The following is a 17,547-nucleotide window of genomic DNA, read 5'->3' on the forward strand; positions in this document are numbered from 1 at the left end:
CCCATGAACGCTTCTCAACTTCGTGCCAGCGTGGTCGGTGTGGGCAACACCCGCTACGCCACCATGCCAGAACTCGATGCCTACGACCTGGGCCTTTGGGCATTGAAAGATGCGTTAGAAGATGCGGGGCTGGATTTCTCCGATATCGATGGCTTGATCCTCAACCGCATACCGGATTACCAACGCTTTGCCGAGCTTTGCGGCATCAACCCAGCCTACACACTGACCACGCCGGGTCATGGACGTTTCAGTGGCATTTGCATCCAAACCGCTGCCGCCGTGTTGCAGGCAGGACTGGCCAAAACCGTGGCCTTGGTGTATGGCAACAATGGCAAATCAGCCGGTGCACGCTATGGCGGGGAGAGCGACAAATATGGCAGCGGTGGCGCCGGTCTGTGGTTTCCCTACGGCATGACCTCGCCAGGTGCTTTTCATGCCCTGATGTGGCAGCGCCACATGGCGACGTATGGCACTCGCCCCGAGCAATTGGCTGAAGTTTCTATGGCTTTCAGACACCATGCCAGCCTCAATCCTCAGGCGGTGATGCGCAAAACATTTGATCTGGATGCGTATTTGGAAGCCCGGTTCATATGTGAGCCTTTGCGTTTGCTCGATTACTGCCTGATCAACGATGGCGGCGTGGCCATGATCATGACCTTGGCGGATCGCGCTCGAGATTTGCGCCAAACGCCGGTTCACCTGGCGGCTTTTGCCCAGCGTTCGCAGTTTGTGGATTCCACCTTCCCACCCGAGGACTTTTGGCGCGAGCCCATGGCGCAGGCGGGCGCTGAAACATTTGCCAAAGCTGGAATTTCGCACGCCGATGTGGATGCCCTGATGGTGTACGACAACTTTTCGCCAACGGTCATGTTCAGCTTGGAGGGCTTTGGCTATTGCCCGGTGGGCGAAAGCGGCTCCTTTGTGCAAGACGGCAGATTGAAGTTGGGTGGGCAATACCCGACCAATACTTCTGGCGGCCATTTGTCGGAGTCGTATATGCAAGGTTGGGCGCTCAATGTGGAAGCTGTGCGCCAGTTGCGTGGCAACTGCGGCGAGCGCCAAGTCCCAGGGGCAGAGTTCGTGCATTACATGGCCGCCGCTCCGGTGATCAGCTCTATTTTGTACACCAACCATGAACAATAAAGACACCACCCTGGCTGGAACCAAGCCGGCACCTGCCAAACCCTTGCCCAGCGCAGACGATCCCTTCAATGCGCGGTTTTGGGACGGTTTGCGCCAAGGGCGATTGATGTTGCAAACCTGCATGGATTGCCATGTGCCGCGTTTCCCGGCATCGCGGCATTGCCCCCATTGCCACAGCGAACTTTGCGATTGGTTGGCGGTGGATGGGCATGGTGTGGTGGAGTCTTTTTGCACATTTCACAAAGCCTACTGGCCTGGCTTTGCAGCCGACGTGCCTTATTCTGTGGTCCAAGTGCGCATGACCAACGGGGTGCGCTTTTATTCCAACTTGGTGGGGGTGGACACGCAAGACATTCAGATCGGCATGAAAGTTCAAGCGGTTTTCGAACGGGTCGCGGGCAGTGATGTCACGTTGTTGAAATTCAAACCCACTGCGCAGGGGGCGACATGAAAGCAGTGGTGGTGAACAAGGCCGGCGGCTTGGACGCCTTGACCTACACCGACATTCCCGACCCGCAACCGCAAGGGCATGAGTTGGTGTTGAAAGTCCACAGTTGTGGGGTGTGTTTTCATGACGTATTGACCCGCAATGGAACCCTCAAAGCAGGTGTGCGCTTGCCCTGTGTGTTGGGCCATGAAGTGGCGGGCACGGTGGTCGAGTTGGGCGCGCAGGTCAAGGGATTCAAACTTGGCGACCGTGTGGCCACCACCCAGCGCTCCTACATCTGCGGCCATTGCCGATTTTGTCGGTCGGGATTTGAACCGCTGTGTGCGCAGCGCATTTTTTTGGGTGATGTGGGTTTGGTTGGCGGTTATGCGCAATACCTGGCCATCTCTTCGGACTGCATTGCCCAGGTGCCAGACGGTGTCGACTTGGATCATGCGGCGGTGGCTGCTTGTGCGGTGGGCACTGTGTTGAACGCGGTGCGTGATGTGGGTCGGGTGCAAATGGGTGAAACCGTCTTGATCACCGGCGCAGGCGGCGGTTTGGGGCTGCACGCGATTCAATTGGCCCGTTTGGCAGGTGCCCGGGTCTTGGCACAGACGACATCGGCGGACAAAGTCGAGTTGATTCGCAAGATGGGCGCCCATGAAGTGGTGTTGCACAAGCGTGGGGAGCCTTTTGCGCCTTTGGTGCGCGATATGACCCAAGGTCAAGGCGCCGATGTGATCATCGATAACGTGGGAACGGTGTTGTTTGAGGACATGCGCAAAAGCCTGGCCATTCAGGGTCGTTGGCTGATGATTGGTCAATTGACGGGCGATTTTGTGCCCTTCAACCCGGCCCAATTCTTTTTGAAAAACCAGTCATTGTTATCAGTGACCAGCACCTCTCGCAGTCAACTCGAAGATGTGCTCACCTTGATGCAGCGCGGGCAGGTCACCCCTGTGATCGAACGCAAATTGCCTTTGAGCGAGGCAGCTCAAGCCCACCAAGCGGTGGAAGCTGGGCGCACCACGGGCCGGTGGTTGTTGTCGCCCAATTGACGTGCGCCATGTCTTGGTGCGGCCCGTCTTAACCTTTGAATATCTAAGGTTGAATGAATCATTTCGTGGTCGCCGTGCATCATTTTTTTGTGAATTACCCCATCCACTCAGAAATTACCCTGATTGTTTTTTTTCTCAAGCACCTTAAGCTGTCGCTTGTTTTTGTAAAACCCTTAAATTTAATTCAGCCCAGCGCTGAATTTCCAATCCGATGAGTTCTTTGGTCATTATTGAAAACATCTTGCAAGCTGTCGTCGCTGGCTTGTTGATTGGATCCGTATATGGGCTCATGTGCGTGGGCCTGGGTTTGATTTTCGGTTTGATGCGCGTCATCAACTTTGCCCAAGGTGAGTTTTTAATGCTGGGCATGTATGTCACCTTTTATTTCTGCACGGCGCTGGGCCTGAACACGGCACTGGGGCCTATTTTGGGCTCCATGATTTCTGGTTTGGTTGTTTTTGTGTTGGGCCTGGCCATGCACAAGATGCTTTTGGCCAAGAGCACCGGCATTCGGGTGGTGGGTACCGAAGGCGAAGGGCATTACCCTCAACTGATATTGACCCTGGGCATTTCCTTGGTCTTGGCCAATGGCGCCTTGATCCTGTTTGGCAATATTTCAAAGACGGTTCGAACACCTTTCAGTGCCTCCGCTTGGGAGTTGGCTTTGGGCAGCGATGTGATGCTTTTCTTTAACAAAGCCCGCACATTGGCCTTGGTGGTTTCGGTCTTGGTGGCGATTGCCGTCTACCTCTTTGTTCACCGCACCCGTTTGGGCAAATCTTTGCGTGCTGCGGCTGACAATGCGTCTGCTGCCACCTACATGGGCATCGACGTTGAGAAAGCCCACCGCATTTCATTTGGCTTGGGCGCCGGGGTCACGGCTGTAGCCGGTGGCTTGATCGCCAGTTACTACCCGTTCCAGCCCTACATTGGTCTGGATTTTGTGGTCATCATGTATGCAGGCGTTGTGCTGGGCGGATTGGGCAGCATGATTGGCGCGTTTTGGGGTGGCCTGATGATTGGCCTCATTCAGCAGTTGTCCACCCTGTTTTTGCCCTTGCAGTTGCAAAACGCAATGATCTTCGTGGTTTTCCTGTTGATCATTTTGTTCCGCCCGCAAGGTTTGTTTGGCAAAAACGTCGAAAGAGTCTAAGTGAAGCTCGACCAACAACCCAGTCAAGTCAAAGCCATTCTGTTGCTGTCGGTGGCCTACCTGGCCTTGGCCTACCTGATCAACGACAAGTACTACCAGCTGATTCTCACCATCGTGCCGATTTGGGCCATGATGGGCATCGCTTGGAATATTTTCTCGGGTTACTCGGGATTGGTGTCTTTTGGACATGCCGCATTTTTTGGCGTCGGTGCTTACACCGTGGCCTTGGCCATGATTCAGTGGCAACTGTCGCCGTGGTTGGGCATTCCTTTGGGAACCCTCGCCGGCGTTGCCGCTGCGGTGCTGGTGGGTTTTCCCACATTTCGCCTTCGCGGGGTTTACTTTTCATTGGCCATGTTGGCCTATCCACTCACCCTGTTGTATGTGTTTGAGTGGCTGGGCTATCAAGAAGTCGCCATCCCCATGAAGCGTGAGGATGGCCCCTGGTACATGCAGTTTCAAAGCCAGTACGCATATATCGTGGTGGGGATTTTGTTTCTGGCCATTTCCATCTATGTGGCCAGCCGCATCCACTCATCTCGATTTGGATTGTCCTTGACCGCCATCAAGCAAAACGAAGCGGCCGCAGAAGGGGCGGGCATCGATTCGGCTTGGTGGAAGCTCAAAGCCATCATGGTCTCTGGAGCGATTGCTGCGGCAGCAGGTGGCTACTACGCTGTGGTGTTGATCGTGGTCACGCCACCCTCGGTTTTTGGCATGTTGGCTTCTGCCCAGGCCATGATCATGGCTTTGTTTGGCGGGGTCGCCACCCTGTGGGGACCTGTGCTGGGCGCATTGGTGCTCATTCCCCTGTCTGAAATATTGCATGCGGAGTTGGGCAACGAAATACACGGCATTCATGGCGTGGTGTTTGGTGTGGCCATCATCGCCATGATCTTGTATGCCCCTGAGGGTATTTTCCCGCGCATCCGTGATGCCATCGTGGGGCGCAAAGGCGGAGCAGATGCGGGCGACAGCCGCCGCATCATCCATGTGCCACCCGTGGACGAACAGCAAATCCGACCTGCGGTCAGCCAAGAGGTGGCCTTGAAGGTCAGCCATTTGTCACGTTCATTCGGCGGGTTGAAAGCCGTGTCGGATGTGTCATTTGATGTCTACCGCGGCGAGGTCTTGGGCATCATTGGCCCCAATGGCGCCGGCAAGACCACGCTGTTCAATTTGCTCAATGGCTTTATTTCTGCCAACGAGGGCTCGGTTCAATTCATGGGCAAAGAGTTGGTGGGCCTCAAGCCCAACCAAGTGTGTCGCGAAGGCGTGGGCCGCACTTTCCAGGTGGTGCGCCCGTTTCCGCGACTATCGGTTTTGCAAAATGTGGTCGTGGGGGCTTTTGTTTCCCAACCCGACAACGACGAATTAGCGGTTTCTCAAGCGCGCGAGGCCCTTGAAAGGGTGGGCATGCTGGAGCACGCCAATGTGGTGGCCGGCAGCTTGAACAGCCTAGAGCTGCGTTTGATGGAGCTGGCACGTGTCTTGGCGGGCAAACCCAAGTTGTTGCTGATGGACGAAACCTTGGCGGGCTTGGGTGCCGAAGAGGTGGAGACCATGTTGGCGGTGATTCGCCGCTTGGCCAATGAGGGTCAAACCATTGTCATCATTGAGCACACCATGCAGGCGATGGTGCGCTTGGCCGATCGCTTTGTGGTCTTGGACCATGGCTCTGTGTTGGCTGTGGGCAAGCCCATGGAGGTCACCAAAGATCCTTCGGTGATCGAAGCCTATTTGGGTAAAAAGTGGATGGACCATGCTAAGCATTGAACACCTGAGCACCTCTTATGGTGGCCTTCAAGCCCTCTCCGATGTGTCGGTGAGCGTGGGTGAGGGGCAATTTGTGGCCATTGTGGGTCCCAATGGCGCTGGAAAAACCACCTTGTTCAAATCGATTTCAGGCACCGTCACCCCACAAAGTGGCAAGATCACCTGGTTTGGGCAGGACCTGATGGCCATCCCGCCGGCACGTCGCCCGCACTTGGGCATTGCCCATGTGCCTGAAGGGCGTCAAGTTTTCAAAGAACTCTCTGTTTTTGAAAACTTAGAGATGGGCGCCCAAACTGAAAAGGGGCAAGCCGATTGGGCAAAAAACCTCGATCAGATGTACAGCCTGTTTCCGATTTTGTCCACGCGAAAAAATCAAATGGCAGGCACCTTGTCTGGTGGCGAGCAACAAATGGTGGCGATCGCCCGCGGCATGATGTCTTCGCCCAAACTCATCATGCTGGATGAGCCCTCCATGGGCTTGGCGCCCAAAATCACTGACATGATTTTCGAGCGCATTGAAGAAATTCACGCCAACACCGATGTGGCCATTTTGTTGGTCGAGCAGCGGGTGGCAGAGGCCTTGAGCTCTTGCGACCATGGATATGTGCTGCAAACTGGGCGCATCGCGCTCGAAGGCGCACCCAGTGTCTTGATGGAAGACCCGCATGTCAAAGAAATTTATTTGGGTATGTAATGTCAATGTTCACAACCAAGAGGAGTGTCAGTATGGTTCATCTTTCTAAGCGTAAATGGGTCGCTGTGGCTGCAGCTGCCGCCGCTGTCATGGGCATGGGCGCAGTGGTGCCTGCCATGGCGCAACCCAAGGAGGTCAAGGTGGCGTTGATCGCACCTCTGTCTGGACCTTGGGCGCGCAACGGCGACATGATGCGCAAAGGCGCTGAAATGGCGGTTGAAGACATCAACAACGCAGGTGGTATCAAGGCCTTGGGCGGTGCCCGCATGCGCTTGGTCACCATCGATGCCGGCGATTCAGTGGAGAAGGCCAAAAATGCGGCTCAGCGCATGTTGTCCCAAGAACCCGATCTGACGGGTGCCACGGGCTCTTGGCTGTCCTCGTTCACGCTGGCCATCACCGAGGTGACGGAACGCGCCGAGCTGCCCATGCTGACCTTGTCCTTTGCGGACAGCATCACATCACGTGGTTTTAAATATATTTTCCAAACCTCCATCACGGCGGGGCAAATGTCCAATGCAGCGGTGCCTGCATTGTTGGAGTTGTCTAAACTGGCTGGCAAGCCCATCAAATCCGTGGGCATCGTCAGCGACAACACGGCCTCTCCCACGGCTTTTGCCAAGCCCATGCGTGAAGGTGGCTTGGAGAAATTGGGCCTGAAGTTGGTGGTCGATGAAATTTTCACCCCACCGCTGTCAGATGCCAGCTCCATGATTCAAAAAGTGCGTTCCACCCGTCCCGATTTGTTGCTGGATTTGGCCACCGCCTTACCAGACTTCAAGCTCACGCTTGAAAAAATCAACGAAGTGGGCTTGGGCAAAGGGCGTTTGCCGATTGTGGCCAACAGTGGTGCCGTCGACGCCCCTGAAATGCTCACGCTGTTGGGCAAAGACACATTGGAGGGCGTGCTCAACATCACCGCCAACTCCGCAGGCAAAGGGCATGAGCAAATCGTTGCCGAATTCAAGCGCCGCAAAGGTGAGCCTTGGATTCCCCAAGACCCCATGTCTTCATATGGCGACATGTGGATTTTTAAGGAAGCCATGGAGATGGCCAAGTCCGCTGACCGCAAAGCCGTGGCAGCAGCCATTCGCCGCATGGACATGACCGATGGGCCTGCCAAGTTTTACCCGGGCGGCCGCATCAAGTTTGATGAAAACGGTCGTCGCGTGGGCAGCAAATTGACCATCACCCAATGGCAAAACGGCCAACCTGTGGTGGTGTTCCCGCCTGAGATGGCGGTGGCTCCAGCCATTTGGCCCAAGCAATGATGCGATAACGCACCCTCAAACACCCGGCTTTTGCCGGGTGTTTTTTTGTCTCATTGGCATTCGACTGAACACGGAATTTGGAGTTTTTCCCATGGCCCAATCGACCCAGACGGTATTGTTTCACCAAGCCGGCGGCACTGAGGTGCTCACCTACCAATCACAAGACTGCCCAGAGCCCCAAGCCCATGAGGCTTTGATTCAGCATGTGGGGATTGGGGTCAATTACATCGATATCCAGCACCGCAGTGGCCGCTATCCGGTGGCCCAACTTCCCGCTGGTTTGGGCATTGAAGCGTCTGGTGTGGTGCTGCGGGTTGGGCCGGGTGTGCATGATTTCAACGTGGGAGATCGGGTGGCTTACTTGCATGCACCAGGAGCCTATACCCAATTTCGGGTGATGCCTGTGGCGCGGTTGGTGGCGGTGCCCGAGGGTTTGTCTTTGCCCTTGGTGGGCATCAATCTCAACCGTGGTTTGACTGCCCAATATTTGGTGCATGACTCCTACAAAGTGCAACCAGGTTGTACGGTGTTGGTCCATGCCGCAGCGGGCGGTGTGGGGCAAATCCTGACCCAATGGGCCGTGCATTTGGGTGCCCGCGTGATTGGCACCGTGGGGTCGACTCAGAAAATGGCCACGGCCAAGCAAGTGGGTTGCTCAGACGTGGTGCTCAGTACCGATGCCGACATGGTCGAGCAAGTGCGCAAGCTCACGCAAGGGCAGGGCGTCCATGCGGTCTACGACGGCATTGGCGGAGACATGTTTGAAAAGTCGTTGCTGTGTTTGGCGCCATCGGGCACCTTGGTAAGCTTTGGCACCCCAGCAGGGGAAATACCACCATTCGATATTTTCAGGCTTAACCGCATGGGCTCTTTGCACCTGACCAGCCCATCGGTGTTCACTTACAACAAAACCACCGAGCAATTGCGCCTGCGCAGCGCCGACTTTTTCGATCAATTGCTGCGCGGTGTGGTGCGCTTGCCAGAGCCCGACTACTTTGACTTCAAGCAGGCCGCACAGGCCCAAGACGCCTTGGCCAGTCGCCAAACGCTTGGGGCTGTGGGCTTGAAGTTGTCTTAGGTCAACATGAGTTGGAGTTCTGGCATCAGGTAGCGCTTGAGGCCAGGGTAGTCCTCGACCATGGGAAAGTGGCCCATGCCTTTCATCAAGGTGTAGCGCGAGCCCGCAATCGATGCCGCCACTTCTTCCGACATAGCGGGTGTCGCCGAGTAGTCGTATTCACCGGTCAGCAATGACACCTTGCATTGTTGGGTGTTTATGGTTTTGATCGACTCACGACCATCCCAGTCAAAGCTGTAAAAGTACACATCGCCGGCATAGACGCCAGGGCCGCCTTGGGCGTAGTACCACCAGTTCTCGCGCTTGTTGGATTCGGGTGTTGTGGGGGCACACAGACCCATGGTGTAGCTGGCGCACAACTCACCACCGTGAATAGCGGGGTGGTGTAAAAACTCGTTGTACCGTCCGGGTGCAAACGCGGCGGACTCCAAGCCCACAATGCCAGTCAGCTCTTTTTGGTAATCCACGGCAACTTTGAGCACGATGGCGCCGCCCATGGAGCAACCCATGACCACGGGTTTGACCAAATCCAGCGCTTGCCAAAAGGCGCGGATCACGTCGGCATAACCCTGGGCCGTCAATTGGTACTTGCGCAGCCACCATTGGTCGGGCGGTGTGGATCGACCGTGGTAGGGCAGGTCAAAGGCCAACACGCGAAACCGGTTGGTGACATCGGGATCGTTGAGCAAATGGCGCCATTGGCGCGAATCGGCACCAGCGGTGTGCAGGCAAATCAATGGTGTCCCTTGACCGGCCTCTTCATAAAAAATGCGGTGTGGCTCTCCGTTCACATCCACATTGACATAACGGCCAGTGATTGGTTCGATGCGGCTCATGCGGCTTCCTTTCTCATCAGGTTCATCAAGCGCTGCAGAGCGCGGGCATTTTGCATGGCCACCAGGCCATCGCCTTCCAGCACGAAATCGGGCACACGCATGAGCATGGCAAAAAAGTCGTTGTACAGCGGAGGCGGATTGGGGGTTAAAAATTTGGCCCAAATGGACATGGGCGCTTGAAAGCCAAACGCGGGGCGGCTGTCAAATTTGGGCGCCATGATCACTTGGGTGATTTGCCCCTTTTCAACGACCATGACCCGGCGGGCTTGATCGATGGTGATGGAGAAACGGGTAGAAAACCAATTTCCGATGACGGACAGTTCTTTGTCCTGGTTGACCCGGGCCTGGTAGTCTTTGAACCAAGCCTCGTCTGGAAATGCAGCCATGATGTGTTTCCTTTAGCAATGAAAATCTGTGCAGTTGATCAGGGGTGAATGGGCGCCACATCCAGCCTGGCCACAATGCCTTTCAGGGCATCGTTGGGGCTGGGGTAGCGGTGCAGGACCAAGGGGTCGTGGCCTGGAATCACGTGCTCGGCAGAACTGGCCAGTGCATAGGCACGCTGATAGCCTTGCATCATGTCGCCCACGTTGTAAACCAAAGGGAAAGGACGTTCTTGTTCCATGTTGGCGTAGAAGTGACTCGCGTCGGACGCCAACACCACCCAGCCGCGTTGGGTGTGCACCCGAACCACTTGCAGGCCCATGGTGTGCCCACCCACATGGTGCAGGCTCAGGCCCGGGGCAATTTCTTCGTCCCCATCATGAAAGCAGGTGCGGTCTTCGTAAACCCGCTGAACCATGGCAGTGACATCTTGCACATCAAAGGGAAAACGCATCACCTTGTGGCACATGCAGCGCCCGGTGGCATAGATCATCTCTTTGTCTTGCAGGTGATAACGGGCGCGTTGAAACAAGTGGTTGTTGCCTGCATGGTCATAGTGCATGTGGGTGATGATCACGTCCTCCACAGTGGTCGGATCAATGTTGAGCATTGTCAAGCCCTCAGAGGGGCAACGCAGAAAGTCCCTGCCGCGTTTTTGGGCCATCTCTTTGGAAAAACCGGTATCGACCAACCAAACCTTTTTTTGATCACGAATCACCCAGACGAAATAGTCCAGCGGCATGGGCACATCATGGCTATCGCCACCCAAAAAATTATCGGGTGACTGGCGCATGTGGTGGGCGTATTTGATGGCATAAATTTCGTAGTCAGGTATGTGGCTCACGGCATCTCCTTCAGTGAATGGGTTTCAACGGTTTGTTGTTGGCAAACAGAGCTTGCATTTCGTTTTTCTTGACTTTGCCTGTGTTGGTCAAGGGCAGGTCTTTTTCTGGGACCACCAAAAAAGATTGGGGCCGTTTGTAGCGGGACAACTCGCTTTGGCAGTGGCTGCGAATGACATCCAAGTCAATGTGCATGTCGCCCCTGGGAACCAAAACGGCCCCAAATACTTCATCAAAGTCATCGGTTTTCAAAGGCACACAGTAAGCCGCGAGAACCTCGGGACGCCGCATCAAAGCTTCTTCCACTTCGACGGGCGACACGTTCATGCCCCCCGACTTGATCATTTCTTTGATGCGACCGCGAAAGAAAATGTGCCCGGTTTCGTTGACCAAGCCCAAGTCGCCGGTTTTGAAAAAGCCGTGTGCATCAAAGGCTTCTCGGGTGCGCTCAGGGTCTTTCAGGTATTCGCGCATCACATAGCCCTTGACCCGAATTTCACCGACTTCACCAACAGGGCATTCGGATTCGGTGGTGGGGTCCACAATGCGCGCTTGCACGCCTTGCAGGGGTTGCCCCACGCTGTTCAAGCGCAATTCCAAGGGATCATCGGCATCGGTCACGGAGCAATTGCCATAGGTTTCGGTCAGGCCGTAAATATTGCAAATGTCGCGCAAGCCCACGTCGACCAAGCGTTGAATTTGCAAGGGCGTGCCAATGGTGGCGCCCCCTCGCAAAGATTGAAACCGGTCGGCATGAAATTGGGGGTGGTTGAGCAAGGCCTCGGCCATGTTGGGGGTGCCGTAAAACAAGGTGCAGCGCTCGGACTCAATCAAGTGAAAGGCCTGGACCGGGTCAAAGTGTTCTTGCAAAACAATGCAGCCACCGTGGGTGAATAAATTGAACAGCGCGTTCTCGCAGCCCAAACCCCAAAACAATGACACGGCCAGCCACAGTTTGTCGTGCTCGGTGACATGTTGGCGTTGACCGATTTGCCACATGTTTTCAATCAATGCGTAGTGTTGCAACACCACCCCTTTGGGGTTGGCCGTGGACCCCGATGTGTACAAAATATAAGCGTCATCGCTGGGAGCAACTTGCCGCTTGGCTTCGGCCAGCGCGTCCAACTCGCTGCTGTTGGGCGCTTGCATCCATTGATTCCAAGACCATTCACTGCCGCTTAAAGTGGTGCCAACCATGAGTTGACCTTTTAAGGCGGGCAAGTGTTCACCAGAGCTTTTGATCTGGGCCAACATGTGGCGGTAGTCTTGTTTGAGGTACTGGCCCGTGGTGATGAGCAAGCACGATTCGCTGTGGCTGAGCACATAAGCCAGCTCTCGGGCCGTGACCCATGTGTTCACGCCCACCATGATGGCGCCAATGGAGCAAATGGCGAAGTCTGCAACGATCCACTCAACCCGGTTGCCCATGAGGATGGCCACCTTGTCGCCTTTGGTGACACCGTGTCTCAGCAAACTCGCAGCCATGGCATCCACCGCTGTGGCCAATTGCGCATAACTCAGGCGCTGATCGCCGCCAATCAATGCCTCGCGTTCAGGAAAACGCTTCGCCATCTCTGCGATCAAGGCAGGAATGGTGCGGCTGATGGGGGCAGAAAGCGTGGGTGATGGGGGTGACACAGCGAGACGGTGAGGCAATTTGAAAGAAGTATATTCAGTGAACGTGTGTTTGTCTGTCTTGCATGTGCCATGCACACGAAGGTTGGGGAATTCCTAGGGATTACCCGAGCCGAGAGGGCCCATGCTTCTTTGTTTGATGGGTTTTAAGGCGCAAATCTTTTCGCATGTACGTTGCATGCATCAACATGCCGTTAATATCTGCGCTCACTTGATCACGCAAGGTTTCAGTGATCACACACAAGGTTAAACCTAAGGAGATGGATGATGAGTAAGCATGTGGGTTTCATCGGATTGGGAGCCATGGGGACACCGATGGCCGAGCGTTTGTTGAAGGATGGCTACACCCTGACCGTGTTTGATGTCAATGCAGCGGTGGCTCAGGCCTTGGCACAAAAAGGTGCACAGGTGGTGGCGTCTGTGCAAGCGGTGGCGGATGCGGTTGATACCGTGTTGATTTCACTGCCCACACCAGACATCGTGAAAGATGTGACCACTGGGGACAAAGGATTGATCCATGGCTCTAAAGTCAAGACCGTGGTGGACCTCTCCACCACCGGCGCTGGCATGGCCCAATGGGTGCATGCGGCTTTGGCAGCAAAAGGCATCGAGTTTGTGGACTCGCCCGTCTCAGGTGGGCGAGGTGGCGCCATCGCTGGCACCTTGGCGGTGATGGTTTCGGGCCAACACGCCACTTATGAACGCTTGACACCGGTGCTGAAAAACATCGGGAAAATGTTTTTCATTGGCGACAAATCTGGCATGGCACAAACCATGAAATTGGCCAACAACTTGTTGTCGGCTGCGGCCATGGCCATCACCTCAGAAGCCGTGGGCATGGGGGTGAAAGCCGGTCTGGACCCCAGCATCATGATCGACGTGATCAACGCCGGCAGTGGCATGAGCACGGCCAGCCGTGACAAGTTTCCCCGCTCCATCTTGCCGCGCAAGTTTGATTACGGTTTCACCACAGCCCTGATGTACAAGGACGTGCGTTTGTGCCTTGAGGAAAGCCAGGCCTTGGGTGTGTCCATGCCTGTGGCGACGGCGGTGCGCGATATTTGGAAGCGCACCAACGACGATTTCGGCGGTGACAAAGATTTCACCAATGTCATTCGAGTGATCGAGCAATCCATGGGCGTGGAAGTCAAGGCCAAAACTTGATGACGGGCTGTCGGGGATGAACCTGAGAAGTTGGATCGATTGCGGCAACGGCTTGGGCGAAGGGCCCTTGTGGTGTCCCTTGAGCCAATGTTTGTGGTGGTTGGACGTGGCCGACCCCCATTTGTTTTGTGCCAACGCTCAAGGCCAGTTGCTCAATCGATGGAAATTACCCAAGTACCCAGGCTCAATGGCCTTGCGACATGACGGCAGCTTGCTGTTGATGTTTCGCCATGGCCCCTCGATTTTCCAGCCCATCGATGGATCGGTTCAATGGTTGGATGTGCCTGGACTTGATTTGGGCGAAACACGATTCAATGACGGCAAATGCGATCGCTTGGGGCGCTTTTGGAGTGGCACCATGGACCGCCGCACCGAGCGCGCCATTGGATCGCTTTACCGGATGGATGGTTTGCAGCGCATCCGCCAAATGGATGCCAGTGGGGTGACGATTGCCAATGGCATTGCATGGAGCCCTGACAACCGCACCATGTATTTCGCCGATACCCCAGCGGGTTGCATTTACGCCTACGACCATGATTTGGAGCGAGGGGAAATATCCCAGCGCCGGGTTTTTGCCCAATTCAAATCGGGTGAGGGTGGTCCCGATGGCTTGACGGTGGATTCTGAAGGCGGCGTTTGGTGTGCCTTGTTCAATCGCTCTGAGTTGCATCACATCGCCCCCAGTGGGCAACCCATCCAGGTCATTGATTTGCCTGTCCAGCAACCCACATCGGTGATGTTTGGCGGCCCTGATTTGGGAACTTTGTTCATCACCACGGCGCGCATGCACTTGAGTCCAGCGCAATTGCAAAATCAGCCCTGGGCAGGTCATGTGTTGTGCTTTGAGCCGGGTGTCAAAGGCCTGCCTGAACCGCGTTGTGCTTTTTGATGGAGAACGCCATGCACATTGATTGGCCCCGCAAAGACTACTCACAAGTGCCCTTTTCGGTTTACCACGACCCTGAGTTGTACCAACTGGAAATGGAGCGCGTATTTCGCGGTGACTGCTGGAGCTATCTGGCATTTGAAGCCGAGGTGCCCAATCCTGGCGATTTCCGAACGACCTGGGTGGGGGACACGCCTGTGGTGGTGTCTCGCAGTGATGATGGGCAATTGCACGCATTTGTCAACCGCTGCAGTCACAGGGGTGCGCAAATTGTGCGCGAGGTGTCCGGTCACTGCAAAACGGATCATGTCTGCATCTACCACCGCTGGTGCTATTCCAAGAAAGGCGAGCTGATTGGCGTGCCATTTCGCCGTGGCTTGCAAGGACAAGGCGGCATGCCCGCGGACTTTGACATGAAAGCCCATCATCCCAGGGCATTGCGCTTGGCCAATTACCATGGGGTTTTGTTCGGCACCTTTTCTGAAGCAGCAGAGCCCATTGAGTCTTATTTGGGAGAGTTTGGCACGGGCATGATCAAGCGTTTCATGCACAAGCCCATCAAAATTTTGGGCTATACGCGCCAGTTGATTGAGGGCAATTGGAAGCTCTACGCCGAAAACTTGCGCGACACCTATCACGCCAGCTTGTTGCATGAGTTTTTTGTCACTTATGGCGTGGACCGTGCCACCCAAAAGGGTGGGGTGCGCATGGATGATCGGCATCGCCACAACATGAACTACGCTTTCAGCAATTCAGACACCCAAAGCCAAGCGCAACAGGCATATGCGGGTATCAGTGGCGTTGAGCTGGACCGGATGCGTTTATCCGATCAAAAAATATTGGCCTATCAAAGCGAATTTGCGGACGGTTTGAACCTGGCCACTCCGACGTTTTTCCCGAATGCCATCATCATTCAAATCAACAACAGTTTGAGCAGCCGTCAAATCAGGCCCAAAGGCGTGAACGCGCATGAAATTTTCCAGACCTTGTTTGGTTATGAAGATGACACGGAAGAAATGACGCGCCACCGATTGATCAGCGCCAACCTAGTCGGGCCCGCAGGCTTGGTCAGCATGGAGGACGGAGAGGCGATTGAAATCGTGCAGAAAGCCACACGCCGTGAAACCGCCAGCCACAGCTTGGTTGAGATGGGCGGCTTGGGCCCCATCCAAAACCTGGAGCACAGGGTCACCGAAACGCCCATCCGTGGCTTTTGGTCTTACTGGTCTGAGTTGATGGGCGTGGAGCCTGAGGGGGGCGTCCGATGACTGCCCAATTCACCTGGGAGGCGATGTCGTTCTTGTCCAAGTACGGCATGCTGCTGGACCAAGACCGGCTGGAGGATTGGGTCGAGTTGTTTGAGCCGCAGGCTGAGTACAAGGTTTACTCGCGTGAAAATGAAGAGCTGGGCTTGCCGGCACCATTGATATGGTGTGACAACAGGGCCATGCTCAGCGATCGCATCCAGTCTTACCGCAACGTCAACGAACATAATTTCCACTGGGCGCGCCACATCATCGGCATGCCCCACATTTTGCATGCCGAGCCTGATTCTTTGCACTTCCAAGCGGGCTACAGCTTGTTCCAAACCAATTTGGAAGGCGAGACCCGGACCTTCAGCGTGGGCCGCTACGACTTCATTTGCCACCGCCATTCAGACGAGCTGCGCCTGAAAAGGGCTTGGGTGATTGCAGACACCGGCTTGATCAAAACACTGCTGGCAGCACCCATTTAACCGAACATCAGGAGACATCATGGGCAATCGTGTGGCCAACAAATTGGCGGTGGTTTTTGGCGGCGGACAAACGCCTGGTTTGACGGTTGGCAATGGGCGTGCCACCAGCGTCGTGCTGGCCCGTGAGGGTGCGCATGTGGTGGTCGTCGACCGTGACCTGTCATCTGCACAAGAAACAGTGGACATGATCAAGGCGGCAGGTGGGTCGGCCCAAGCGATGCAAGTGGACCAAACCCATGAAACTGAAGTTCAGTCGCTTTTGGCAGCGGTGCACCGAGAACACCATCGCCTGGACATCGTGCACAACAACATTGGTGCCAGCTTGTCAGTGGGGGATGCAACCGCTGATGTTCTCACCGAGTCCTCTTTTGACGCAAGCTTTGCCGTGAATGTGAAAAGCGCTTGGTTTGCTGCCAAACATGCACTGCCATTCATGCGGGAGCAAGGCCATGGTTCCATTGTGAGCATTTCCTCGGTGGCTTCCATTCAGGCCTATCCGCTGTTGGGTTATAAAACCATGAAAGCGGCGCTCAATGCCATGACGGAAAACATGGCCGCTGGCAATGCGAAATATGGTATTCGCGTGAATGCCATCTTGCCCGGTTTGATGAACACGCCCATGGCCATTGAAAACAGGGTGGCCAAAGGGCATAAGCGCGAAGACGTGGTGGCCGATCGCGACCGGCGCATTCCGCTCAAGGGCAAGCAGGGCACGGGTTGGGATGTGGCCCATGCCGCTTTGTTTTTGCATTCAGATGAAGCCAGCTTCATCACCGGTGTGACCCTGGTGGTCGATGGCGGTGAAACCATCGCCCACGGTCATTGACACCCATCGGTGTCTAAGAATCAAAGCTCAACGGTTTTAAACGTGCCGGGCAAAATCAGCTCAATCATTTCGCAATTTTCCGAGTAGTCCAGCACGGTATGCGGAATGGAGTTGGGCTGTATCCAGCATGATCCCTCTTCCATCTTGACCCGGCGGCCGTTGTATTCGCCGATCATCCAGCCTTTGAGCATGTACAGAAATTGAAACTGCACGCCGTGCAAGTGTCGGATGGAGACCACTTCGGGGTCGCATGCGCCCAGGAGGCGAATCACATGGGCCTGCACTGCGCCGTCTGTGGCTTGGTGCACCCCCAAATCGCGGTATGCAGCGTAGCTGCGAAGTCCGGTTTTAAACTTGCCGCTTTTCAGGTGCTGAACCATGAATTCTTGCGGTGTCCAGCGAGTGGTTTTGGGTATTTTCAGGGGCTTGATGGCGGAGAGTGTGGTTTTCGACGTCCCGCTTTTGCTCGGTTTCTTGACCGCTTTTGGGGCTGATGGCTTGACCGCCTTGCCAGCTTTTTCGGGTGTCGGTGGGGCTTTGCTGGTCGCGGTCTTTGATTTCAGAGGTTTGGTTGCAGCAGATTTGGTTTTAGATGCAGATGGACGTGCCATGGTGAACTCCTTTGGGGGCTGGTGA

The 17,547-nt window shown here is 55.3% G+C and carries 18 protein-coding genes; 13 read left to right on the plus strand and 5 right to left on the minus strand.

What is annotated here, in order from left to right; all coding sequences use genetic code 11:
- Nucleotides 1–3 precede the first annotated feature (3 nt).
- From AC8GFZ_RS10660 to AC8GFZ_RS10695, 8 genes are all read left to right on the plus strand, one after another.
- Nucleotides 4–1,143 carry a thiolase family protein gene (locus AC8GFZ_RS10660; RefSeq protein ID WP_506644860.1) on the plus strand — a complete coding sequence of 380 codons (1,140 nt, stop codon included), beginning with the start codon at nt 4–6 and terminating at the stop codon, nt 1,141–1,143.
- Nucleotides 1,133–1,594, plus strand: a complete 462-nt coding sequence (locus AC8GFZ_RS10665) for a Zn-ribbon domain-containing OB-fold protein (RefSeq protein WP_506644861.1) — start codon at nt 1,133–1,135, stop codon at nt 1,592–1,594. The genes AC8GFZ_RS10660 and AC8GFZ_RS10665 overlap by 11 nt, the downstream gene beginning before the upstream one ends.
- Nucleotides 1,591–2,631 (plus strand): quinone oxidoreductase family protein, encoded by a 1,041-nt coding sequence (locus tag AC8GFZ_RS10670; RefSeq protein WP_506644862.1) that lies wholly within the window; start codon nt 1,591–1,593, stop codon nt 2,629–2,631. The genes AC8GFZ_RS10665 and AC8GFZ_RS10670 overlap by 4 nt, the downstream gene beginning before the upstream one ends.
- A gap of 211 nt (nt 2,632–2,842) precedes the next feature.
- Complete coding sequence (locus AC8GFZ_RS10675) at nt 2,843–3,784, plus strand: branched-chain amino acid ABC transporter permease (RefSeq protein WP_506644863.1); 942 nt, start codon at nt 2,843–2,845, stop codon at nt 3,782–3,784.
- Nucleotides 3,785–5,560 (plus strand): branched-chain amino acid ABC transporter ATP-binding protein/permease, encoded by a 1,776-nt coding sequence (locus tag AC8GFZ_RS10680; RefSeq protein ID WP_506644864.1) that lies wholly within the window; start codon nt 3,785–3,787, stop codon nt 5,558–5,560.
- Nucleotides 5,547–6,254: an ABC transporter ATP-binding protein gene (locus tag AC8GFZ_RS10685; protein ID WP_506644865.1), complete on the plus strand. Its 708-nt coding sequence runs from the start codon at nt 5,547–5,549 to the stop codon at nt 6,252–6,254. The genes AC8GFZ_RS10680 and AC8GFZ_RS10685 overlap by 14 nt, the downstream gene beginning before the upstream one ends.
- Nucleotides 6,255–6,286: 32 nt before the next feature.
- Nucleotides 6,287–7,525, plus strand: coding sequence for an ABC transporter substrate-binding protein (locus tag AC8GFZ_RS10690; protein ID WP_506644866.1), 1,239 nt, complete (start codon nt 6,287–6,289; stop codon nt 7,523–7,525).
- Nucleotides 7,526–7,616: 91 nt separating this feature from the next.
- A complete protein-coding gene (locus AC8GFZ_RS10695; protein ID WP_506644867.1) occupies nt 7,617–8,603 on the plus strand; it encodes a quinone oxidoreductase family protein in 987 nt (328 codons plus the stop codon).
- On the opposite strand, the gene AC8GFZ_RS10700 is transcribed toward AC8GFZ_RS10695, so the two are convergent.
- The 4 genes from AC8GFZ_RS10700 to AC8GFZ_RS10715 form a co-directional block, all read right to left on the minus strand.
- Nucleotides 8,600–9,439: an alpha/beta fold hydrolase gene (locus tag AC8GFZ_RS10700; RefSeq protein ID WP_506644868.1), complete on the minus strand. Its 840-nt coding sequence runs from the start codon at nt 9,437–9,439 to the stop codon at nt 8,600–8,602. The two genes, AC8GFZ_RS10695 and AC8GFZ_RS10700, sit on opposite strands and share 4 nt — an antisense overlap.
- The gene (locus AC8GFZ_RS10705) at nt 9,436–9,825 is read right to left on the minus strand and encodes a hypothetical protein (RefSeq protein WP_506644869.1); all 390 of its coding nucleotides are present in this window, start codon (nt 9,823–9,825) and stop codon (nt 9,436–9,438) included. Before AC8GFZ_RS10705 ends, AC8GFZ_RS10700 begins: the two co-directional genes overlap by 4 nt.
- A gap of 38 nt (nt 9,826–9,863) precedes the next feature.
- A complete protein-coding gene (locus AC8GFZ_RS10710; RefSeq protein ID WP_506645112.1) occupies nt 9,864–10,616 on the minus strand; it encodes an N-acyl homoserine lactonase family protein in 753 nt (250 codons plus the stop codon).
- Between the two features lie 61 nt (nt 10,617–10,677).
- Nucleotides 10,678–12,237, minus strand: coding sequence for a class I adenylate-forming enzyme family protein (locus AC8GFZ_RS10715; RefSeq protein ID WP_506644870.1), 1,560 nt, complete (start codon nt 12,235–12,237; stop codon nt 10,678–10,680).
- A 330-nt stretch (nt 12,238–12,567) separates the two neighbouring features.
- Between AC8GFZ_RS10715 and AC8GFZ_RS10720 the strand changes: the two genes are divergently transcribed.
- The 5 genes from AC8GFZ_RS10720 to AC8GFZ_RS10740 are packed head-to-tail and all read left to right on the plus strand — an operon-like array spanning nt 12,568 to nt 16,911.
- Nucleotides 12,568–13,464, plus strand: a complete 897-nt coding sequence (locus AC8GFZ_RS10720) for an NAD(P)-dependent oxidoreductase (RefSeq protein WP_506644871.1) — start codon at nt 12,568–12,570, stop codon at nt 13,462–13,464.
- A 16-nt stretch (nt 13,465–13,480) separates the two neighbouring features.
- Nucleotides 13,481–14,353 carry an SMP-30/gluconolactonase/LRE family protein gene (locus AC8GFZ_RS10725; RefSeq protein WP_506644872.1) on the plus strand — a complete coding sequence of 291 codons (873 nt, stop codon included), beginning with the start codon at nt 13,481–13,483 and terminating at the stop codon, nt 14,351–14,353.
- Between the two features lie 11 nt (nt 14,354–14,364).
- Nucleotides 14,365–15,618 carry an aromatic ring-hydroxylating oxygenase subunit alpha gene (locus tag AC8GFZ_RS10730; RefSeq protein WP_506644873.1) on the plus strand — a complete coding sequence of 418 codons (1,254 nt, stop codon included), beginning with the start codon at nt 14,365–14,367 and terminating at the stop codon, nt 15,616–15,618.
- Complete coding sequence (locus AC8GFZ_RS10735; protein WP_506644874.1) at nt 15,615–16,085, plus strand: aromatic-ring-hydroxylating dioxygenase subunit beta; 471 nt, start codon at nt 15,615–15,617, stop codon at nt 16,083–16,085. Before AC8GFZ_RS10730 ends, AC8GFZ_RS10735 begins: the two co-directional genes overlap by 4 nt.
- A gap of 19 nt (nt 16,086–16,104) precedes the next feature.
- Nucleotides 16,105–16,911 carry an SDR family NAD(P)-dependent oxidoreductase gene (locus AC8GFZ_RS10740; RefSeq protein WP_506644875.1) on the plus strand — a complete coding sequence of 269 codons (807 nt, stop codon included), beginning with the start codon at nt 16,105–16,107 and terminating at the stop codon, nt 16,909–16,911.
- A 20-nt stretch (nt 16,912–16,931) separates the two neighbouring features.
- On the opposite strand, the gene AC8GFZ_RS10745 is transcribed toward AC8GFZ_RS10740, so the two are convergent.
- A complete protein-coding gene (locus tag AC8GFZ_RS10745; protein WP_506644876.1) occupies nt 16,932–17,522 on the minus strand; it encodes a cupin domain-containing protein in 591 nt (196 codons plus the stop codon).
- Between the last annotated feature and the right edge of the window lie 25 nt (nt 17,523–17,547).

Origin of the sequence: Limnohabitans rimovensis (SeqCode) (genome assembly GCF_965234775.1) — a bacterium.
GTDB lineage: Bacteria > Pseudomonadota > Gammaproteobacteria > Burkholderiales > Burkholderiaceae_C > Limnohabitans > Limnohabitans rimovensis.